General features: G+C 34.0%; 19 protein-coding genes. 8 read left to right on the top strand and 11 right to left on the bottom strand.

Annotated features, from left to right (window positions below):
- Positions 1 to 9: 9 nt before the first annotated feature.
- From xdh to ssnA, 4 genes are read right to left on the bottom strand one after another with little or no spacing between them, the layout of a single operon-like run.
- Complete coding sequence (gene xdh / locus ACWJJT_RS08125) at positions 10 to 2,568, bottom strand: selenium-dependent xanthine dehydrogenase (RefSeq protein WP_462956760.1); 2,559 nt, start codon at positions 2,566 to 2,568, stop codon at positions 10 to 12.
- Positions 2,561 to 3,934 carry a dihydropyrimidinase gene (gene hydA, locus ACWJJT_RS08130; protein ID WP_462956671.1) on the bottom strand — a complete coding sequence of 458 codons (1,374 nt, stop codon included), beginning with the start codon at positions 3,932 to 3,934 and terminating at the stop codon, positions 2,561 to 2,563. Before hydA ends, xdh begins: the two co-directional genes overlap by 8 nt.
- A 20-nt stretch (positions 3,935 to 3,954) precedes the next feature.
- Positions 3,955 to 6,957, bottom strand: coding sequence for a putative selenate reductase subunit YgfK (ygfK, locus tag ACWJJT_RS08135; RefSeq protein ID WP_462956672.1), 3,003 nt, complete (start codon positions 6,955 to 6,957; stop codon positions 3,955 to 3,957).
- 29 nt (positions 6,958 to 6,986) lie between these two features.
- Positions 6,987 to 8,318 (bottom strand): putative aminohydrolase SsnA, encoded by a 1,332-nt coding sequence (ssnA, locus tag ACWJJT_RS08140; protein ID WP_462956673.1) that lies wholly within the window; start codon positions 8,316 to 8,318, stop codon positions 6,987 to 6,989.
- 251 nt (positions 8,319 to 8,569) lie between these two features.
- Between ssnA and ACWJJT_RS08145 the strand changes: the two genes are divergently transcribed.
- The 5 genes from ACWJJT_RS08145 to ACWJJT_RS08165 all read left to right on the top strand — a co-directional run bounded on the left by ACWJJT_RS08145 (position 8,570) and on the right by ACWJJT_RS08165 (position 13,615).
- Complete coding sequence (locus tag ACWJJT_RS08145; RefSeq protein ID WP_462956674.1) at positions 8,570 to 9,208, top strand: helix-turn-helix transcriptional regulator; 639 nt, start codon at positions 8,570 to 8,572, stop codon at positions 9,206 to 9,208.
- A 19-nt stretch (positions 9,209 to 9,227) separates the two neighbouring features.
- Positions 9,228 to 10,439: a diaminopropionate ammonia-lyase gene (gene dpaL / locus ACWJJT_RS08150; protein ID WP_462956675.1), complete on the top strand. Its 1,212-nt coding sequence runs from the start codon at positions 9,228 to 9,230 to the stop codon at positions 10,437 to 10,439.
- 57 nt (positions 10,440 to 10,496) lie between these two features.
- Positions 10,497 to 11,807 (top strand): YgeY family selenium metabolism-linked hydrolase, encoded by a 1,311-nt coding sequence (locus ACWJJT_RS08155; RefSeq protein WP_462956676.1) that lies wholly within the window; start codon positions 10,497 to 10,499, stop codon positions 11,805 to 11,807.
- A 26-nt stretch (positions 11,808 to 11,833) separates the two neighbouring features.
- Entirely contained in the window at positions 11,834 to 13,027 is a 1,194-nt protein-coding gene (ygeW, locus tag ACWJJT_RS08160) for a knotted carbamoyltransferase YgeW (RefSeq protein ID WP_462956677.1), read from the top strand.
- 123 nt (positions 13,028 to 13,150) lie between these two features.
- Positions 13,151 to 13,615 (top strand): nucleoside deaminase, encoded by a 465-nt coding sequence (locus ACWJJT_RS08165; RefSeq protein WP_462956678.1) that lies wholly within the window; start codon positions 13,151 to 13,153, stop codon positions 13,613 to 13,615.
- A gap of 119 nt (positions 13,616 to 13,734) precedes the next feature.
- On the opposite strand, the gene xdhC is transcribed toward ACWJJT_RS08165, so the two are convergent.
- The 6 genes from xdhC to proB all read right to left on the bottom strand — a co-directional run bounded on the left by xdhC (position 13,735) and on the right by proB (position 20,146).
- Positions 13,735 to 14,223: a xanthine dehydrogenase subunit XdhC gene (gene xdhC / locus ACWJJT_RS08170; protein WP_462956679.1), complete on the bottom strand. Its 489-nt coding sequence runs from the start codon at positions 14,221 to 14,223 to the stop codon at positions 13,735 to 13,737.
- The gene (gene xdhB / locus ACWJJT_RS08175; protein WP_462956680.1) at positions 14,216 to 15,103 is read right to left on the bottom strand and encodes a xanthine dehydrogenase subunit XdhB; all 888 of its coding nucleotides are present in this window, start codon (positions 15,101 to 15,103) and stop codon (positions 14,216 to 14,218) included. The genes xdhC and xdhB overlap by 8 nt, the downstream gene beginning before the upstream one ends.
- Before the next feature lie 19 nt (positions 15,104 to 15,122).
- Positions 15,123 to 17,402, bottom strand: a complete 2,280-nt coding sequence (gene xdhA, locus ACWJJT_RS08180) for a xanthine dehydrogenase subunit XdhA (RefSeq protein ID WP_462956681.1) — start codon at positions 17,400 to 17,402, stop codon at positions 15,123 to 15,125.
- Positions 17,403 to 17,470: 68 nt separating this feature from the next.
- On the bottom strand, positions 17,471 to 17,599 hold the full coding sequence (locus tag ACWJJT_RS08185; RefSeq protein ID WP_462956682.1) for a hypothetical protein: 129 nt from the start codon (positions 17,597 to 17,599) through the stop codon (positions 17,471 to 17,473).
- 406 nt (positions 17,600 to 18,005) lie between these two features.
- Positions 18,006 to 19,262, bottom strand: coding sequence for a glutamate-5-semialdehyde dehydrogenase (locus ACWJJT_RS08190; protein ID WP_462956683.1), 1,257 nt, complete (start codon positions 19,260 to 19,262; stop codon positions 18,006 to 18,008).
- A gap of 65 nt (positions 19,263 to 19,327) precedes the next feature.
- Positions 19,328 to 20,146, bottom strand: a complete 819-nt coding sequence (proB, locus tag ACWJJT_RS08195; RefSeq protein WP_462956684.1) for a glutamate 5-kinase — start codon at positions 20,144 to 20,146, stop codon at positions 19,328 to 19,330.
- A gap of 325 nt (positions 20,147 to 20,471) precedes the next feature.
- Here proB and ACWJJT_RS08200 point away from each other — a divergent pair, with 325 nt between their 5' ends.
- A complete protein-coding gene (locus ACWJJT_RS08200) occupies positions 20,472 to 20,885 on the top strand; it encodes a hypothetical protein (protein ID WP_165412644.1) in 414 nt (137 codons plus the stop codon).
- A 314-nt stretch (positions 20,886 to 21,199) separates the two neighbouring features.
- On the opposite strand, the gene ACWJJT_RS08205 is transcribed toward ACWJJT_RS08200, so the two are convergent.
- Positions 21,200 to 21,364, bottom strand: a complete 165-nt coding sequence (locus ACWJJT_RS08205) for a hypothetical protein (protein ID WP_165412643.1) — start codon at positions 21,362 to 21,364, stop codon at positions 21,200 to 21,202.
- Between the two features lie 227 nt (positions 21,365 to 21,591).
- On the opposite strand from ACWJJT_RS08205, the gene ACWJJT_RS08210 reads away from it, so the two are divergent.
- Positions 21,592 to 21,771, top strand: coding sequence for an asparagine synthase (locus tag ACWJJT_RS08210; protein WP_165412642.1), 180 nt, complete (start codon positions 21,592 to 21,594; stop codon positions 21,769 to 21,771).
- A gap of 243 nt (positions 21,772 to 22,014) precedes the next feature.
- Positions 22,015 to 23,190, top strand: coding sequence for an amidohydrolase (locus ACWJJT_RS08215; protein ID WP_462956685.1), 1,176 nt, complete (start codon positions 22,015 to 22,017; stop codon positions 23,188 to 23,190).
- The last annotated feature ends 41 nt before the right edge of the window (positions 23,191 to 23,231 follow it).

Below are 23,231 nucleotides of genomic sequence, written 5' to 3' on the forward strand. Positions count from 1 at the left end.
ATCACCTACTTATTTTTTCTTACTGTATGGCGTATTCGAAATAGGTAGCTTTGTTCTAAGCTCTCCATCATAATTATAATACGCACCAGCCACAGCAGGCGCAGTTGGTATTGAACATATCTCACCTATTCCCTTTGCTCCATATGCAAGATTCATATTTCCTTTACCTAATATAATAGATTCTATTTTCGGTACCTCCGTTGCTTTAAACAATCCTAGTGTCCCAAATTTTGCAGTTGGTACGCTGCCCCTAAGCGGATAATCCTCTGTTAGAGCATATCCGAGACTCATAACAACACCGCCTTCAATCTGCCCCTCAATACTTTTAGGATTTATAGGAGTACCAACATCATGAACCGCAATAACCTTCAAAAGTTTACCCTCATCATTCAAAATAACTACCTGTGTAGCATAGGCATAAGCTACATGACTTACAGGGTTTTGTTTAATTGAGCTCATTTTATCAGTTATCCCTTTAAATTCTCCATAAAATTCTTGCCCATCTAAGTTTTCTAATGTTTGATAAGTTAATGCATCAAGAAGTTCTCTAGCTGCTCTTTTTACTGCCTCACCTGTGAATAATGTTTGTCGTGAAGCTGTTGTATTCCCAGAATCAGGGCAAGTCAAAGTATCTGGCGCTGCATGTACCACTTTATCCGCTGACATATTAAGGGTTTCACAAACTATTTGCGTTAATATAGTCCCAAGCCCTTGTCCAATACAAGCCGCACTGGTATGAATATATACGCTACCATCCTTTATAACCAGCATGCAACGTCCAATATCAGGGATTCCGACTCCTAGTCCACTGTTTTTAATAGAACAAGCTATTCCTGCTTTAGGATTTTGCTTGCATATTTCTTTCACCGCTTCCAAAGTTTCAACAATAGATGTTGATGAATCTGCAATTTGACCATTAGGAAGTACTTGGCCTGGTCTAATTGCGTTTCTATATCTTATTTCAAAGGGAGTTATTGAAGCCAAATGCGCAAGCTGATTTAAATTGCTTTCTATTGCAAAACAGCTCTGTGTTACCCCAAACCCTCTAAATGCACCAGCTGGTGGATTATTTGTATATACTGCTTTCCCAATTATATCAATATTATGATAATTATACGGTCCTGCAGCATGGGTGCATGCTCTTTGCAGCACAGGTCCCCCCAGCGACGCATATGCTCCTGTATCAGCTATTATGATAGCTTTCATAGCAATCAAATATCCATTTTCATCACACGCAGTTGTAACCTCCATCTCCATAGCATGACGTTTGGGATGTATCATCATGCTTTCCCTGCGACTTAATGCAACCTTCACAGGTTTGTTACATAAATAAGCAAGAATTGATGCATGGTGTTGAACGCTCATATCTTCTTTTCCACCAAAACCACCACCAACTATTTTACTTACAACCCTTACTTTACTTTGATCAATCCCTAAAGCTTCTGCACATTCCTTCCTTGTTTGATAAATACCTTGGTCACCGCAATATATTATTATTCCATCATTACCATCTGGCGCAGCTACTGCCGTTTCGGTTTCTAAAAAAGCATGTTCTGTAAATGGCGTACTGTATTTATTTGTTACGCTGTATTTAGAATTTTTTATAAATTTATCTGCATTACCAAATACCATGCTTTCAGTTACTAATAAATTACCGCTTGCATGTACTTGAGGCGCATCTCCCTTCAGTGCATCTTCCGGACATGTAACCGGTGTTAATTCTTCAAAATCAATTTTAACTAAAGATTTAGCTTTTTCTAGTAATTCTTTCGTTCTAGCAGCTATTAGAACTATAGCATCTCCTATGCAGTGAGTTATCTTTCCCATTGGTATTAATACATCCCAATCCTTTATAATATGACCAACTTTTTGGCTTCCAGGAAGCTCATCCGCTGTAATTACTAAATAAACACCTTGTAGTCTTTTAGCTTCACTAATATCTATACTTTTTACTAAGGCGCGTGGATATTTAGTTCTAACCGCTCCACCATAAATCATACCTTCTATACGCATATCATCTACATATTCTGCTGTGCCAAGCACTTTGTCTACAGCATCAATTCTATTTAAATTTTCTCCTATTGAACCTTTACAAGTAGATTTAGGTACCTCTGTGTTTTCTCGTAATAGTTTAGCCGCCAGCTTCACAGCTTTAATTATTTTCACATATCCCGTGCAGCGGCAAATATTATTCTTCAAAGCATTTTTTATTTCGACCTCAGTTGGATTTTCTACCCTATCAATAAGACCCTTTGCACTTATAACCATTCCTGGAGTACAAAAACCACACTGTACTGCTCCTGCCTCCATAAAAGCATACCCATATACATCTTTCTCTCTACCAGTTAGGCCTTCAACCGTTATAATATTTTTATCTACAAGCTTGCTTGTTTTTAATATGCATGCTTTTTTTGCCTCGCCGTTAACTAAAACCATACATGTTCCACAGGCACCCTCAGAGCACCCATTTTTAACTGATGTTAAATTCAAATCTTCCCTTAAGAATGTAATTAACTTTTTATCTTCCTTAGCCCTAACTTTATTCCCATTTACAACAAAGTTAAAAATTGCGACCACCCCGTTTTATATATTTCCCAAAATTATGCTTTATAATATTTCCATTCTCTACAATCTGTGTCCCTCTTAGAAAAACATGCTTAGCAGACCCTACAGTTCTAAATCCTTCAAAAGGTGTATAATCTACATTTTGTGTTTGATTATACTTAGATATAATTCCTTGATTTCTTATATCCCATACAACTATATCCGCATCACTTCCAACTTGTAATGCTCCCTTTCTAGGATACATTCCAAAAACCTTTGCAATATTTTCACTAAGAATAGAACACATTTGCTCTTTACTTATTCTCCCTTTATCTACTCCATAGGTGTACATAAGGATTGGTCTATGTTCAACCCCTGGTATACCATTGGGTATTTTACTGAAATCGTTTATACCATGATCTTTTTGACCTTTAAAATTAAAACTACAGTGATCTGTTCCAATTGTATCAATATCTTCCTCTGCTAAAGCCTGCCATAATCTTTCTAGATCATCTTTTTTTCTTAAAGGTGGTGACAGAACATACTTAGCACTTTCGAAATCCTCTGATAAATATAAACTATCTTCTAAAAGCAGATATTGAGGACATGTTTCTACATATACTTTTTGTCCTCTTTTTCTTGCTTTTAATACCTCTTCTAAAGCTTCTTTTGTACTTAGATGTACAATATATATAGGTGCGTCTGCTAAATTTGCAATATCTATATATCTTGATACTGCTTCTGATTCCACAATATTAGGTCGTGACAGTGGATGGGCCGTCGGAGTCATATTCCCACTATTAAGCTGTTCTTTTATCATAGCATTTACAAGATCACCATTTTCACAATGAACACAAAGCAAACCATTATATTTTTTCAAGCACTTTAAAAGATCATATATCTCTCCATCATTAAGACGCAAATTGTCATAGGCCATATATGCTTTAAATGATGTTATTCCCTGGTCTTTCATTATTTTAAGTTCATCTTTTACATCTGCATTCCACTGCGTTATTGCCATATGAAAGCCATAATCGCAACTTGAAACATCTTTAGCTAAATTATGCCAATTTATTAGCGCTTCACTTAGAGTTTCTCCTTTGTTTTGCGTTGCAAAATCCAAAATCGTTGTGGTTCCACCTACAATAGCCGCGGCAGTACCTGTTTTAAAATCATCTGCAGTTCTAGTGTATCCTGTATCTAAATCAAAGTGAGTATGAGAATCAATAAATCCTGGAAATACTAAACAACCTGCTGCATCTATAATTTGTGCTTTATCATCTTCTAAATTTTCACCAATAGAGGTAATTATCTCATCTTCAATTTTAATATCAGAAATATAGCTTTTTCTAGGAGTTACAATAGTCCCATTTTTTATAATAATTAACATTTAACCCACCTCATCAATTTTCAAATCATATAACTATAGTTCGAAATTACAGCCCAAATCATATTTTCAATGTCTTTAGGTATTTCTGTATTGTTTTCATTAAGATTAACTTCTAAAACTTCGCTATCTAACCTAACTTTTACGATTTTTTCATCTTTATTAATTAATACAAATCCCATGTTTTTGCTGTTTTCAAAATCGGCTTCTCTAGCAAATAGTGTAAGCTTTTCTTTATATGGAGCACTATCATATGGACAGAACGTTTCACAGTTTCCACACTCATTACATAGTTTATCCAAGTGAATTATTTGATGCATTTTATTACCTTTTACTTTTATAGTAATATTTGCACGATTAGGGCAGACATCAACACAAGCTTCACATATTGTTGAACACTCAAGACATCGTGCGCATTCTTTAGGACCGCACTCAGCCATTTGGAGTATACCTTTTTTAGCTATTGCCGCTTCAGTATTTGTGCTTGCTTTTGGCATATTTATTCTTAAATCACGATTCATTTCTTCTTTGACTATAGACCTTGCAAATCTTGTTGCATCTGCTATGCCTTCAACTACTGTAGCCGGTCCATGCAGACCATCTCCAGCAACATATACTTTTTTAATGTTTGTTTCTAGTGTTTGTGCATTTACATCGGCTTGTCCTTTTTCATTTAGTTTAATATTATTTTCTTCAAATATCTTAGTATCTATCTTCTCTCCAACTGCTGATATAACTATATCTGCTTTTATATCTACCATATCGCCGCTTGGAACTGGTCTTCGTCTTCCACTTTCATCTGGTTCTCCGAGTTTCATAACCTCACATTTAAGAACACCACCGCTAACTTTTACAGGTGATAGTAATTCCTTAAATTCTACTCCATCTTTGATTGCCATTTGCAATTCTTCGACATCTGCAGGCATGTATTTTTTAGTTCTACGATATACTACATATACATTCTCTACTCCGTCTACTCTTTTAGCTGCCCTAGCTGCATCCATAGCAGTGTTACCACCACCTACTACTACAACATTTTTACCAATATTTAAATTTTTATCATTATTCTTTAATTTCTCTAAAAAATGAAGTACATTTATTACATTTCCGCCTTCGATATTAACTCTACCTGGCTGCCATGCCCCGATCGCAAATAGGACATATTTATATCCTTGCTTTTTCAACTCATCTAAAGAATTCTTCTCTGAATTTAATTCAATTTTAACTCCCACGCTTCGAACAAGCTCAATGTCTTTCTCAATAGAATTTGATGGTATTCTAAATCCTGGAATAACATGTTTTACTATTCCTCCTAAAGAGTTTCTTTTTTCAAAAATTGTTACATTGATTCCTTCTCTTGCAAGGAAATACGCTGCCGCAAGACCTGTGGTTCCTCCCCCAACAATTGCTACCCGTGCATCACCTTTATCTGCTATCTTAAGTTCCTTAATTAAACTATCGTATGCTTTTTCTGCTGCTTGTAATTTTATATTCCTTATGTTAACAGACTCATCGCAGAAATTTCTGATGCATTTGCTCATGCAAGCATGACTGCATATTGTTCCAGTAATAAATGGGAGTGGATTTTTTTCAACTATTACCTTTAAAGCTTCAAGATGTTTTCCTTCTGAAACAAGACGTATGTACTCTGGAATATCTTGTCCTATAGGACATCCCTTCTCGCATGATGCAATAAAGCAATCAACTAATGGTACTTTTTCATTTATTTTACGATTAGGAATTGGTTTTATAGGCTTTATATGATGAATATCTTTTACTGATTTATCTTTAAGATCCCTTAATCTTTCATTATTCATAATATATTTATTGGAATATTTTGGCTTATTTAAGTTTTCGGCAATTTGAAAACATCTTTGATATCCACCAACTTTTAAAAGTGTTGATGCTATAGTTATAGGCCATATGCCCGTTTCGAATATGTCGTTTATATTGAAAGCATCTGCACCTCCTGAATAAGAGATCTTAAGTTTTCCTTCAAATTCTTTTGAAAGCTTATAAGCAAGTGCTATTGAAAGAGGATATAGAGATTTTCCTGACATATACATCTCATCGCCTGGTAATTCCGCATTTTTAATCAGAGCTGGAACTGTATTAGTTAATTTAACACCAAATGACAAGCCTTTTTTACTTGCCAAACCTTGTAAACCTCTAAACATAGAAATAGCATCATTAAATTGCAAGTCCTCATTGAAGTGGTGCTCATCAAATGAAACATAATCATATCCCATACTATCTAAAGTTTTACGTACAAATTCATACCCCAATAATGTAGGATTACATTTTACATAAGTGTTTAGTCCTTTTTCATTTATTAGATATGTTGCAATGCGTTCAATTTCTTGTGATGGACATCCATGCATTGTTGATAATGTTATAGATCTGCATACTCTAGGTGGTATACATTTAACATATTCACTATCTATGTTTTTGAATTTATCTATATTTTCTAAGACATATTCAGTGCATTCTTTCCATATGTCACTATTAGATGCATCTTTAAGACCCATAATAAATTTATCTATTTTAGGTGAAGAAATACCTTTAAAATCATATCCTACGCTCATATTAAAAATAAATCCATCAGGACTTCCTAGTTCAAGCTCCTTTGATAATATTTTTAGTGCAAACCAAGCCTTAACATACTCATCATATGCCTCGGTAACCCTAAGCTCTGTTGACCACTCTACGTTATAGCACTCATCTTCTGCTCTTATGCATGGTTTTGACACAGGTAAATCTTCACCGTCAAGGGTTTGCACTGTTTTTAATTCAAAAAATCTACACCCAGAAACGTAAGCTGCAATTATGTTTTGTGCGAGCTGTGTATGTGGACCAGCTGCTGGACCAAAAGGAGTTTCAATTTTTTCTCCAAATATTTGGAGAACCTTATTATCCTGCTTTTTGAAAAATTTGTTTACTCCAAATATCTTGACCTGATTTTTATTTTCGTAAGTTATCCACTCCATTAAGTTTTTAAATGGAATAGGTGTCATTCTATCACCCATAGGTAATACCCCCTTATTTTTATTGTTTTTTACCTGTTGATTTTATTCCACAATTCATTTGATAATTCTCTTGATTTCGCCATGATTTGTTCAGAATCAACACCGATCATTTCACGATCCTTCATAAGAACCTTGCCATTTATCATTGTAGTTGTTACACATCTTCCATTAATTCCAAATAAAATATGAGCGTTTGCATTATTTGCATTAAATGGCGTTAGTGGATCGTATTCTGCTACTATAATGTCAGCATAAGCTCCTTTTTGTATAATTCCAAGAGGTTTTTCAAAGAATCTATTAGCAATCTTTGCATTGTTTTTAAATGTCATTAGAGGAACTTCACCCCACCCAACAGATGGATTACAGTTATTATGCTTTTGCAAAATATTTGCAACCTTCATTGATTCAAGCATATCACTGGTGTATCCGTCAGTTCCAAGCCCTAACGTTAATCCTTTTTTAACAAACTCTAGCACAGGGGTACATCCTACGGCGTTACCCATATTAGATTCAGGATTGTGTACTACCATTGTATTAGTTTCCTTTAATATATCCATCTCACCATTATTAATGTGTATACAATGAACAGCCATAGTTTTGCTTCCCAAAATATCAAAATCAAATAAACGATTTACTATTCTTTTATTGTATTTTTTTAAAGAATCATATACATCATCTATACCTTCTGCTGTATGCACATGATACCCAGCACCACAGGTTATATTTTTAGCACAATACTCAAGTGTTTTATTACTTAATGTAAATGATGCATGAAGTCCCATCATACCCTTTTGCATATCTGAGGAATCATTTTTAGCTGCCTTCATAAATTCAACATTTTCTTTTACAGCTTGTCTCATTTTTTCCTCTCCATCTCTATCAGAAACTTCATAACATAAAGATGTACGAATTCCTAGCTTTTTAGCAACACCCGATATTTGAAATAAACTTCCGGAAATACTACCGTAACTTGCATGATGGTCAAAAACAGTTGTAACCCCATTTCTTATACAATCTAAGTATGTTGAATATGCACTATATTCTGTATCTTCGAGTGTTAATAATCTATCTATTTTCCACCACATTCCAGAAAGAATATCTAAAAAGCTTTTAGGGTTATTCCCTTTAATAGAAAGACCACGAGCAAATGCACTATATATGTGATGATGAGTATTAATCATTCCTGGCATAATTAAACCTTTTTTAGCATCAATAAACTCAGCGCCCTCATACTTTTTCTTCATTTGCTCTGTGGTTCCGATGTTCACTATAATATTAGCATCAATACACACACAACCATCCTCAATAAATGTATTGCCATTATCTCTAGTCAATAACTTACCATTGCCTATTAAAATCATAATATCCCTCCTGTAATATATTTTCAAAATGATATGTAATTAATTGATTGTTCTCATTGTTTTTACTATTCCAAATTTATTCTACCATTATTTTCCGAATTTAGTCAATTCATTCCAATAAGGTTTTTGTAAGCTTAAAAAATTTTTGTATCTTTTATTGATTTATAAAAAAACACTGATATACTTATCTTATAAATATTGTAATATTTTATAAATTATTACTTATTATATAACCGATTGAGAGGTTTATTATGGATATTAACAGTAATTTAGATTTTTTAAAAAATTTAGCCAAAGGCATTTCATCTCAATTTGGGCGAAATTGTGAAGTAGTTATACATGACTTATCTTCCGTCAACCCAGATTATCCCATTCTATTTATTGAGAATGGCGATGTTACAAAAAGAACAACGAGCACTAGTAGCGCTTCGCGTGTTGTATTAACTGCTTTGAAAAACAATTGTGAACAAATTGAAGATAATTTAAACTATATTACCAAAACTCACGATGGCAGGATTCTAAAATCGAGTACTATATATATACGAAATGATGAAAACATTCCTGTTGGTATATTTTCTATAAACTATGATATTACTGAGCTTACCATTGCTAGTAATTGTATAGAGTCCTTAATTAGTCATAAAGAAAACATTTATGACGGGGATAAAATTCCTCAAAATGTAAATCAACTACTAGATGATTTATTAGAAGAATCTGTAATAAAAATAAATAAACCAGTTGCATTAATGAGTAAAGACGAAAAGATACAAGCTATTCAATATCTTAATGATGCCGGTGCATTCCTAATTACTAAAGCAGGCGATAAAATAGCCAGTTTTTTCGGAATTTCAAAGTATTCAATCTACAATTATGTAGATATAAAAAAATAAATTTTCTGGAGGTTTTGTTATGAATAAAATAAACTGGGTACGAAATGAGCTCCCTAAAAACAGTAATAAAATGTTAGATGTAATGTCCCTTCAAAAAATTGATAAGGCATCTTCTTTTCATAAAAGTTTCCCGCAATACAGTCAAACACCCTTAGCTAAACTAGATAATATGGCTAAATTTCTTGGCCTTAAGAATCTGTATGTAAAAGATGAGTCTTATAGATTTGGCTTAAACGCTTTTAAGGTCTTAGGTGGTTCTTTTGCTATAGGTTGCTACATTGCAAAAAAATTAGGCAAGGATATATCAACACTTCATTATGATACTATTACGTCAAAAGAACTTCTTAAAGAATTCGGACAAACAACTTTCTTCACAGCAACTGATGGAAATCATGGAAGAGGTCTTGCTTGGTCAGCTAACAAATTAAATCAAAAATCCGTCATTTTCATGCCAAAAGGCTCTTCAAAAACCAGATTAAAAAACATTCAAAAGGAAGGCGCTACTGCTACAATAGAGGATGTAAATTATGACGAATGCGTCCGCATCGCAATAGCCGAGTCAGCAAAAACTCCCAATTCTGTAGTTGTTCAAGATACCGCATGGCTTGGTTATGAAGAAATCCCCTCTTGGATTATGCAAGGTTATGGAACAATGGCAATGGAGGCTAATGAGCAACTGCATAATGATAATTGTGATGCACCAACACATATTTTTCTGCAAGCTGGTGTAGGTTCTCTTGCTGGTGCAGTTCAAGGCTATTTTTCAAATGCTTATCCTGGTAATCCACCAATAGTTACAATAGTTGAACCCAATAAGGCTGATTGTATATTCCGTTCTGCATCAGCAAGAGACGGAAATGTAAGAATTGTTACTGATGACATGCAAACAATCATGGCAGGCCTTGCATGTGGAGAACCAAATACAATATCATGGGATATTTTAAAAAATAATAGTTCATTCTTTGTATCTTGCCCAGATAATATTTCCGCTAAAGGAATGAGACTACTTGCTGCACCTATTAAGGGAGATCCTACTGTTACCTCTGGTGAATCCGGCGCTGTAACAATGGGTGTTCTCTTTAATATAATGAAAAATGATAATTTAAAAGATTTAAAACAAGCTCTAAAACTTGATGAAAATTCAAGAGTACTCTTGTTTTCAACAGAGGGAGATACTGATCCAGATGTATATCGTAATATTGTATGGGATGGTAATTATTCATCATTGTAATGGTTGTCAATTTAACTAGTAATTTAATATTTACTCAAATTTAAGGGGGCATAAAATATGAATTTTAACAGTATTAAGGAAAAAGCGGAGAGCTATAAAGCTCCAATGACAAAATTCTTACGTGACTTAATTGCTATCCCTGGCGAAAGCTGTGGAGAAGAAGGTGTTGTTAAAAGAATAGAGCAAGAAATGATTTCTCTTGGTTTTGACAAAGTAGAAATTGATCCACAAGGAAATATTTTAGGTTATGTTGGAACAGGTAAAACTCTTATAGCTTTTGATGCTCATATTGACACTGTTGGTCTTGGAGATCTCAGCAACTGGACTTTTGACCCTTATATAGGTTTTGAAACTGAGGAAGAAATCGGTGGACGTGGTGCATCTGACCAACTTGGTGGTATCGTATCAGCTGTATACGGCGCTAAGATAATGAAACATCTTGGCATGTTAAGCGAAGACTACACAGCTCTCGTAGTTGGATCAGTACAGGAAGAGGATTGTGACGGAAACTGCTGGCTGCACATCATAGAACAGGACAAAATCAAACCTGAATTCGTTGTAAGCACAGAGCCAACTGATAGCGGCATCTACAGAGGACATAGAGGACGTATGGAAATCAGTGTTGATATTAAGGGTGTTTCATGCCACGGTTCAGCTCCAGAAAGAGGAGACAACGCAATCTACAAAATGGCTGAAATATTAATAGATATCAAAAACCTTAACGCAAATGATGCTGCTGATTCTACAGAAATCAAAGGTCTCGTAAAAATGTTAGATAAAAAATATAACCCTAAATTCGAAGAAGCTCGATTCTTAGGACGTGGTACTGTAACTACATCAGAAATATTCTTTACTTCACCAAGCCGTTGTGCAGTAGCTGACTCTTGCGCAATTTCATTAGATCGTCGTATGACCTCTGGAGAAACCTTTGAAAGTTGTTTAGAAGAAATCCGTCAACTTCCAGCTGCTAAAAAATACAATGCTGAAGTTACTATGTATAAATATGACAAAGAAAGCTGGACTGGACTTTCATACCCTCAGGATTGCTACTTCCCTACCTGGGTTATTCCTGAAGATCATGCTGTTGTTAAGGCAATGGAAGAATCTTACCAAGGAATGTTCGGAACAACAAGAAGCGGTTCTTATAGCACTGATGAAATGAGAAAAGCTCGTCCGCTTACTGATAAATGGACATTCTCAACAAACGGTGTTGCTATAATGGGTCGTCATGGAATACCATGCATAGGATTCGGACCTGGTGCAGAATCTCAGGCACATGCTCCAAATGAAAAAACTTGGAAAGATGACTTGGTTAAATGTGCTGCTGTATATGCTGCTCTCCCAACGATTTATTGTAAAAATAAATAAAACTAAATAAAAAGGAGTTTTTAAAAATGGCTTTAATGGATAAATACATCAGCAAACTTAACTCCCTGGATTTTAAAAATATGTATAATAATGATTTCATGCTCACTTGGGAAAAATCAAAGGACGAACTCGAGTCAGTGTTCACAGTTGCAGAAGCTCTTAAAGAATTAAGAGTAAATAACATATCATCAAAGATTTTCGATAGTGGCCTGGGAATTTCACTCTTCCGTGACAATTCAACTCGTACAAGATTTAGTTTCGCTTCTGCTTGTAACCTTCTTGGTCTTGAAGTTCAGGATCTTGATGAAGGAAAATCTCAGGTTGCTCATGGTGAAACAGTAAGAGAAACCGCTAACATGATTTCTTTCATGGCAGATGTTATAGGTATCCGTGATGATATGTATATTGGAAAAGGTAATGCTTATATGCGTGAAGTTTCTAAGGCTGTACAAGAAGGTAACGATGAAGGGATTTTAGAACAACGTCCAACACTTGTTAGTTTACAATGTGATATAGACCACCCCACTCAATGTATGGCTGATACTCTTCATATTATAAATGAATTGGGCGGTATTGAAAATTTAAAAGGTAAAAAAATTGCTATGTCATGGGCATATTCTCCATCTTATGGTAAGCCCCTTTCAGTTCCCCAAGGAGTAATTGGACTTTTAACTCGTTTCGGTATGGATGTTGTTCTTGCACATCCAGAAGGTTATGAAGTTATGAGCTCCGTCGAAGAAATTTCAATAAAAAATGCTGCGAAGTCTGGTGGTTCATTTACAAAAACAAATTCTATGGAAGAAGCATTCAAAGATGCCGACATAGTTTATCCTAAGAGCTGGGCTCCTTTTGTCGCTATGGAAAAACGTACAGATTTATATGCAAAAAATGACCAAGCTGGTATAAATACACTTGAAAAAGAACTCCTTTCACAAAATGCTGAGCATAAGGATTGGCAGTGTACTGAGGAACTTATGAAAACTACAAAAGATGGGAAAGCACTTTATCTTCACTGTTTGCCCGCTGATATCTCTGGTGTTAACTGTGAAGTTGGAGAAGTTGCAGCTTCTGTGTTTGATCGTTATCGCAAACCACTTTATAAAGAAGCAAGCTATAAACCTTATACAATAGCTGCTATGATTTTCTTAAGTAAAGTTAATAATCCACAAGAAGTTTTAGCTATGCTTGAAAAGAGCAATAAAGAGCGCAAATTAAAATAACCCAAATTAAATGATGGGGGGAGTTTTTGTTACAACTATAATTGCAATAGCACTAAATCTAACTCAATAAACATGTAAAAAAAATCAAGCCACTTTAGTGGCTTTTAATGAGGTGGTATAAAAATGAATAAGTTTATGAAAATCGCTATAGAAGAAGCTTTGGCTGGAATGGAGAACAACGATGGTGGCCCTTTTGGAGCCGTTATTGTAAGAAATGGTGAAATTATAAGTTCCGCTCATAATCAAGTTATTAAGACCAACGACCCTACTGCACATGCTGAGGTTACAGCCATTAGAAAAGCTTCTAGTACACTTGGTAAATTCGATTTATCAGATTGTATAATATACTCCTCTTGTGAACCTTGTCCTATGTGTTTTGCAGCAATTCATTGGGCAAAAATAAAAACACTTTATTATGGTTCAACAAGGCAAGATGCTGCAAATATAGATTTTGATGACCAATATATTTATGATGTAATAAACGGAACGGCAAAAAAATTGCAAGTTGAAGTGCTACAAATAGATAGAGAAGAGAGCCTTGAAGCTTTTAAAAAATGGAAAATTAAAATAGATAGGGTTCAATATTAGACTATAAAAACAAAGCACTTCCATCGCAGCGATGTAAGTGCTTTATTTTTCATTTCTTGAATCTTCATTATTGTTTTAAACCAGTGACAAGCGAAGTTTAAAACATTTCACCATAGTTCTCAATGGTTACAATTTTCGCAACGATGCTTTTTAACTTTTTCTACAGCATTCAAAATATTTTCATAACCTGTACAACGGCAAAGATTACCTGAAAGTTCTTTTTTGATTTCATCTGTTGTATACTCTTTACTGTCTTCAAGAACAGGGATAGATGCCATAACAGCTCCACATGTACAAAAACCGCATTGGACAGCACCTTCATCAATAAATGCTTCTTGAATATCTGATATATTTCCATCACCATCCATTAAACCCTCAGTTGTACGAATTTCTTTACCCTCTGCCCAAATTGCAAGGTAAATACAAGAATCAAAAGCTTCATCATTAATAAGGACAGTACAAGCTCCACATTCTCCAACCTCACAGCCTTTTTTAACGCTCGTAAGATGAAGATGATTTCTGAGAACATCCGTAAGTGACTCTCTATCATCTATCATAAGTTGTTTAGGTTCATCATTTACTGTGAAGTTTAAAATTGCATTAGCCATTTACCACACCTCCTGATAGTCTTATTGATTCCTTTAAAGCCCGTTTACACAATTCATAAACAAGCTGGAGACGAAAATCTTTAGATGCACGCCAGGAAGTACGCGGATTAACTTCTGTCTTTGCTATTTCTCCAAAAATATTGAACATTTCATCAGATATTTTCATTCCCTTTATGGCTTCTTCAGCTTTTGGACATCTCATAGGAATAGGACCTGCAACCCCAAAGGCAAGATGTACATCGTAAATCACATCTTTTTGCACATTAAGTTTGCAAGTTACACTGCAGCCAAGGGTTGCAATATCCATTGCATTACGCATAGAATATTTAATATAATTACCTGTGAAATTTTCATAATTTTCTTTTGTAATATATATAGCCGTAAGTATTTCACCATTTTTTAAACTAACTTTTCCTGGACCTACATAATACTGCGCAATTGGAATAACCCTCTTCCCATTTGCCCCTTCTATTTCAAGAATAGCATTCAGTGCAAATAACGTCGATGCACTATCAGCACTTGTAACACCATTTGAAATATTCCCGCCAATTGTGCCAATGTTTCTTAACTGTGGGCCTCCTATTTCATCAACCGCATCTCCTAGTACTGGAATATGTTTTTTAATAATTTCATTTTTTGTTATATGTGAAAAACTCGTAAGGGCGCCTATTTTTATACTACCATTTGCCTCCATAGATATTCCTCTTAGCTGGTCTAATCCATAAATACTTATAAGAGAACATCCAGCAAGCTTTCCATTACGAATCTTAATAAGTACATCACTCCCACCTGCAATAATTACAGCATCAGGTTCATCCATAAGGTGCTGTATTGCATCTTGAGTTGAAGTTGCACTATATATTTTCCCGATATCATACATTATTATGTCGCCCCCATCTTTATATTAAATTTTGATTTTTAAATTTTTCTACAAGTCTTTGTGGCGTTAACGGAGCAACATTAAACTGAACTCCTGTAGCATTTAGCACAGCATTTCTAATTGCAGGTGCAACGGGGATCGCAGGCGGTTCTCCTAGTGCCTTGTTGCCAAAAGGCCCTGACACATCATATGTTTGCGCAAACTGTGCTTCCAGGTGTGGTGTATCCATCATAGTTGGAAATTTATAATCTAGTAAATTGTCATTAAGTAGTTTACCAGTCTTTTCATTAAACAATAGCTGCTCACTTAAACCATAACCGAGTCCCATGCTCATACCACCATGTACCTGGGCTTCTGCAAGTGCTGGATTAATAATTTTACCAGAATCATGTACATTAATAACTTTAATAACTTTAATTTTACCAACGGGAATATCAACTTCAACATCGACAAAACATACTCCAAAGGAAAACGTATTTAATTTACATTGGTTTGTTTCTTCAGCTGTTATATGAATTGATCTTTCTACATTGTAAAGTGCATGCATAGCAACTTCTTTAAGTGAAACTAAAACTTCACCAGTTTCCTTGTTTATAATATTATTATCTTTAAGATCAATATTTCCTGATGGAACTTTTAACATGAAATTTGCGTGCTCAATTATTTTTTCTTTGAGCTTTATAGCAGTTTTTTTAGCGGCCATCCCTGATACATAAGACTGCCTCGATGCATAAGCACCTGTGTCAAATGGTGTAATATCTGTATCTTGAGTTGATATCATATGGACATTTTCAATTGGAATAGTAAGAACCTCTGATACCATTTGACTAAATACCGTATCTGCCCCCTGACCTATCTCTGTCGCACCCATTTGGACTTGAACAGAACCATCTTGATTAAGCACAATCCTACAAGATGCTGTTTCGAGTGATATTGGATAAACACCTGTTGCATAACTAAATATTGCCATACCAACACCTTTTCTTACATGCCCTGTTTGATTTTGGTATTCTTTAAGTTTATTGTCCCAATCAATATATTTTCTACCTTTTTCGATACATTCGTAAAGACCATTGCAATTGCATTTAACCTGATTATCAACAAAACCTACTTTCATAGCATTAAGTTTTCTTATTTCAATCCTGTCTAACCCAAGTTTTATTGCAATATCATCCATATGGGATTCAAGCGCGAAAGTGATTTGTGGTATCCCATAACCACGCATGGCACCAGATGGAGGCATATTCGTAAATACCGAATACATATCTCCTTTAGTTGCAGCCGCATCTTGATATATCTGTTTAAATGCGTGGCCAGCTTTATTTGTTACACTATGTCCATGTGATGCATAAGCGCCTTTATTACCATATATTTCAACTTTTCTTGCAACAAATCGTCCATTTGATCTTAGATAACTTTTAATTTTGATTTTCATGGCAGTACGCACGCGGGTATTAGCAAAATCCTCTTCCCGGGTCAGATCAAGTTTGACACATCTACCACCGATAGCCTTACATAAATATGCATTAAGTGGTTCATAAAGAACATCTTGTTTATTCCCAAACCCACCCCCTATATATGGCTTAATAACTCTGATTTTACCCCAATCAACACCAAGTGCTTGACCAATCACACGTCTTGTAATCTGAGGGATTTGAGTTGATGAAACAACAACAATTCTTTTTCCCTCTTCATATGCATAGGAAATTGGATTTTCAATCTGGCAATGTTTAACGGCCGGAGTTTCGTATTCCCCTTCAAAAACAATAAGTCCTTGTTCTTTTATCGCATTATCATAATTACCCATTTCATAACTTGTATGCGAAAGAATATTATCAGGGTAATCTTCATTGATTGCTTTTGCCCCTTCTTTTAAGGCAGCTTCTATGGACATTAATGGTTCATATTCATCGTATTCAACTTTTATAAGATTAATTGCTCTTGTTGCAATTACATTATCTTTAGCAACTACAGCTGCTATGTCATCACCATAATATCTAACTCTTTGATTAAGTAACTTTCGGTCTGCAATATCCGCATGACTCGGGTCAATTGAAAAAGGATGCCCAGCTGTTGGAAATTTAATATCAGGAACATCAAAACAAGTTACAATTTTTACAACCCCTGGAAGTTTCATCGCCTCTGTAGTATCAATAGCTTTAACAAGACCATTCGCAATTTTACTATGAAGAACTTTAGCAACTAGAGCATTATTTAATTGAAAATCATCTGTATATAGTGCCCGTCCAGTTACTTTATCAAAAGCATCAACCCTCTTAATACTTTTCCCAATACTCATTTTTTTCCCTCCTTATATAAATGCGTCCTTATTATATTCAATAACCTCTTATGATCTAATAATATTTTTTATTGTGAAACTGTTTTTGAATCTAAGTTAGCTTTCGATTCTTCTTTTAATACAAAATTAAGTAATAGAGCTGACACTGTACCTGCACTTATACCTGAAGAAAAGAAACTTTTAACTGCTGACGGCATACTATTAGTTACCTTTCGTATACGTTTTCTAGATTCATTTAGAATATTTATAAATAACTAACGATCTGTTATTTTTTTTGTAAAAATATTGTTTTTTTTCCTATTATACCCTTCGTCAAGATTACCATCTTGATAAATAAAAGTCAATGATTTACAAAACTTTTAACCCCTCAGCTATTTCTGCAGCCTTGGCAAATGGACAAGAAATGGAATTGTTGCATTCCAATATAACTAAGGGCTGTGGTGAATGTTTAAATCTATGTACAAAAAATAATTCCAAAATCTAAAAAAGCACTGTGAATATTATTGAAACTCAATAATATTCACAGTGCTTTTACTATTTTTAATTTAAAATATTAATATGATTTTAGTTATCCTACATAAATTTTACTTTTAAGGTAGCTCATTATTCCCTAACTTGCCCATCTCCATATATAAGATATTTTGTAGTTGTTAACTGCTCAAGTCCCATTGGGCCCCTAGCATGAAGTTTTTGATTGCTTATACCTATTTCTGCACCAAATCCAAATTCTGCACCATCTGTAAATCTTGTAGAAGCATTTACATATACACAAGAGGCATCTACTTGCATTAAAAATCTCTGCGAATTTCTATAATTATTGGTTATTATAGCTTCTGAATGTTTTGTTCCGTATTTAAAAATATGGTCAATAGCTTCTTCCATTGAATCAACAACTTTAATTGAAAGTATTAAATCCAAATACTCAGTATCCCAATCCGCGTCGATGGCAGCCTTCGCATCTTTAATAATTTGAATTCCTTTTTCACATATTCTAATTTCCACACCTAATCCATAAAGTCTTTGTGCAAGCCTTGGCAAAAACTCACTAGCAATATTTTCATGTACAAGTAGTGTTTCTACTGCATTACATACTCCCGGTCTTTGAGTTTTAGCGTTAACTACTATTTCTTCCGCCATACCTAAATCAGCCTCTGAATCCACATATATATGACAAATACCTAGCCCTGTCTCAATTACTGGTACAGTAGCATTTGCTATAATGGCTTTTTTAAGTCCAGCGCCACCTCTAGGAATAATTACATCTACGTAATCATTAAGCTTTACTAACTTATTTACTAATTCTCTATCCACCATTTCAATAAGCTGAATACAACCTTCTGGTAGTCCTGCGAAAGTAGCAGCTTTTTTAATAACTTTAGCTAAAGCCATATTAGTATTTATAGCCTCTGAACCTCCTCTAAGTATTATTGAATTACCTGCCTTTAAGCATAAAGCTGCTGCATCTACAGTTACATTTGGCCTTGACTCATATATCATACCTATAACGCCCAATGGAACTCTTACCATGGAAATATCTAAATCATTTGGTCTTTTCCATCTTTTTATTCCGTCACCTATAGGATCAGGAAGTGATGCCACATTTTTAAGTCCCTCAGCCATATTTTCAATTCTCTGCTGATTAATCATTAATCTATCCAGCATTGCAACAGACAAATTATTTTTCTTACCTAATTCCATATCCTTAATATTTGCTTCAATTATAGCGTTTTCACTGCTTATTAAAGCTTTTGCCATATGTAAAAGTGCATTATTTTTCGCATTAGTGCTAGCAGTAACCATGATTCTAGACGCATCTTTAGCACGTCTGCCTATATTTATAATATAATCTTCAAAATTCAATTTTTCTCCTCCTTGGCGCTTTATAGCATAGATAACAGCTATGCTATTACAATGTGTATCCTATTCTATCTCTCGCTCATGGTTTTTGTATTTCTTTCGAATAATGTCCCTACTTCACGACCTTCTAAAATATCATTAATAATATTAGGTTCAGAGCCTTCCGCAATAATCATAGAGGCATTTGCAGCTACTACAATTTCTGCTGCCTTAATCTTAGTTGCCATACCCCCAGTTCCAAGATTTGACCCTACACCTTCTGCAGATTCCTTAATTTCATCAGTTATCTCAGATACATTATAAATGATTTTCGCATCAGAATTTGTCCTAGGGTTTGAGTCATACAATCCATCAATATCGGAAAGTATTATCAATAAATCCGCACCTATTAGACTTGTTACCATTGCAGATAATGTGTCATTGTCTCCAAACATTATTTCATCAACGATTACAGCATCATTTTCATTTACTACAGGTATAACCCCCTGAGATAGTAACGTCAAAAACGTATTATGGGCATTTAGATATCTTGTACTATCTATGATATCCTCTTTTGTTAAAAGAATCTGTGCTATAGTCTTTCCATACTCTGAAAAAAACTTTTCATACATGTGAATTAAAATGCCTTGACCTACAGCGGCCGCTGCCTGCTTTTCTGGTATTGTTTCCGGCCTCACCGTAAACCCTAATTTCCCCATGCCTGCTCCTATAGCTCCAGAGGTGACTAGTACAACCTGAATTCCTTGATTATGAATATCTGCCAATTGTCTTATAAGATTTTCAATACGTTTAAAATTTAATAATCCTGTAGAGTGGGTTAATGTTGAAGTTCCTACCTTTACCACAATTTTTGTTACACCTTTTAAATATTCTTTTCTACTGTTCATATAACCACTCCCCATCTCATTCTAATATTTAATTTAATTTTCTGTTTTTATAAATTTACCATACTTTTTAAAATTTTAAAAGATATTTTATACATAATACTAATTTAATTTTACACCATATAAATTACCAGGGTTAATTAATTTATAAAATTTTGATTTTTAGGATGAGGTTATTTAAGTAGAGTTTTGTATCATAGTGAATTTAATGATATAATTAATCTATTGTCATTAGCCATCTAAAAAATAGACTATCATGCTTACTAGTTATTTTTTTAAGATGCCTTAGTTAATGACTAAATAAAAAATGTAAAGTAGGAAGATTAAAATGAGAAATGCAAAATTAGAAAGAGCAATAGTTAGAATAGATAATGAGATTTCCGCTATGAACATAGCTAAGAAATACTTATCAAATTTAGATGAAATTAAAAATGTACAACACACTTTAAATAATAAAAGACAGTTACTCGCGGACGAATTGTATGTTGAAGACAAAAAATGTTATGAGAAGTGTTGTGACGTTATAGACGACATGCTAGATAAAGAGCTAGGAAAAGAAGACCAAATAGAATTACTTGAAATGATTAGGGAAAATTTCGGAAGACAATCCCCAAACGTAAGCAAGAAAAGTAGTGGCCTTAATGCCTGGTTAAAAGAACTTTGCATTGAATACCATTGGATTAAAAATGAAGAAACTGATTGGGATATGGTTGTTATTACCGGATTTGGGTTATATGAATAATCACCAAATTTTAGATTACAACTAAGTCCCTAATTATAATTAACCGCCATGTTGAGTCAACATGGTGGTAATTGATTTATAATAAAAAACTGCTTATAAAATAAGCAGTTTTTTATATTTTCTTTATTTACCTACCACTGGAACCCTTTTAGCATCGTCTTTCTTCATTTTCTTATTATTATCACCTTTAGGCTGAGCTTGCGGTCTACTCATTCCTTTTTTCGCCATAATTTTTCCTCCTTAAATTTATTTTAATATGCCTCATTACCTTATTATCTTTTACATATTATTTTGTTTAATACTAATACATTTTATTATTTATTCTTTCCTCTAATTTTATCATTAATCTGTATGACTTCCTCTTCATTTAAACTTGTTAAGTTTAAAATTTCAATCATGCCCTTGCCTTCTTCAAGCAAATTTTTTATATTTTCAACTTCCTCTTCATGCTGACCTTTTGGCAATTTTGTTTTTTTCATAAACTTTTATTTACCTCCTCTAAACTTTAATAAAATATTGTAATATCTTATTTTTACCGAGAAGATAACTTTTATTCTAAAACTATTAAAAATATGAATATAAAATGTTAATGTAATATAATCCATAACAAATAATATGTAGACTATATTCTATATATTTCATGGTATTAATAGTCTCATATTTGTAAAATATATTAACATATTATTAAAAAGGGAGGTCTTTTAATATGCGTGAAGGATTAATTCCAACTATGTTAGGTGCAGTTGTTACTACGGCTGGAGCATCATTTTCAAAAAACAGTATGAATAAAAAAAATAAGCTTCCTATGATTGAAGCAGGTGTTATTGGCTTCGGGCTTGCTCACATTGTGTTAGGAGCAATTGATTTGGTTGAGCACAGACGATAACTTACTTTGTTACATTTGTCGTAAATATTAAAAAGTCTTTCTAATTTCAAAAAAATAATTTAGCATAAAAGAAAAAGCTGATTAGAAATTTCAATTTCTAATCAGCTTTTTTATAGTATCTAATCTCTAAATTCCCCATAAAATCTTTTTTTACAATATTTACTAATTAATGTTATAATAGTATTAGTATAATAATTTCATTATAGAAATGTTAGTATATCTAATAATTGAGGAGTTGTTTATATGATTTTAATTAAAAATGCCAATATACACAGTATGGCAAATAAGGATTTTGAAAATGGAATGATTTTAATCGATCATGGTAAAATTATTGCTATTGCAAATGACGTAAATCCACCCCGTAACGCAGAAATTATCGATGTTAAAAATAAGTTTGTTATGCCAGGAATGATTGATGCACACTGCCATCTTGGAATGTGGGAAGACGGAATGGGCTTTGAAGGTGCTGATGGTAATGAGGCTGTTGACCCAGTTACCCCTCATTTAAGAGCAATCGACGCTATCAATCCTATGAACATATGTTTCAAAGATGCACTCGACGCTGGAATAACAACCGTTGCAACTGGTCCAGGTAGTGCCAATGTAATTGGTGGACAGTTTACGGTTATTAAAACCTATGGAAATAGAATTGATGATATGATTGTAAATGAGTGTCTTGCTATGAAAGTCGCCTTTGGTGAAAATCCTAAAAGAGTATATCATGCTCAGAAAAAATCCCCCAGCACAAGAATGGGCACTGCTGCTATTTTAAGAGAAAATCTTATTAAGGCAAAGATGTATATAGAAAAACAAAATAAAGCCTTAGAAAACCCTGATAAAATTCCTGAATTTGACATGAAAATGGAAGCTTTAGCAAAGGTTATAAAAAAAGAAATACCTCTAAAAGCTCATGCTCATAGAGCTGATGATATCCTTACTGCTCTTCGAATCGCAAAGGAATTTAATATAGATATAACCCTTGATCATTGTACAGAAGGCCACTTAATTATAGATTATTTAAAAGAAGGCATTCAAAAGGGTGTAATATTAGGTCCTTCGCTTTCTAATAGATCAAAAGTAGAACTTAAAAATCTAACTTTTAAAACGCCTGGAATTTTATCAAAAGCGGGTATAAAAGTAGCCATAATGACAGACCATCCTGTTATCCCACTTCAATATCTCCCAGTATGTGCTGGCATTGCATCAAGAGAGGGTATGGATGAAGAAGAGGCCCTTAAGGCAATAACTATAAATGCTGCAGAAATACTTGGCATAGATGGCATTGTTGGAAGCTTAGAAATTGGAAAGGATGCCGATATTGTTATATATAGTGGACATCCCTTTGATTTAAGAAGTAAAGTAGCATTGGTAATGGTTAATGGTGAGATTGTAAAAAATGAAATTTCAAAGGAATTTTAAAGGAATTTTAAAGGAATTTAAAGGCTGTCAACATAATATTT

The sequence above is a fragment of the Clostridium sp. CM041 genome, assembly GCF_055081035.1.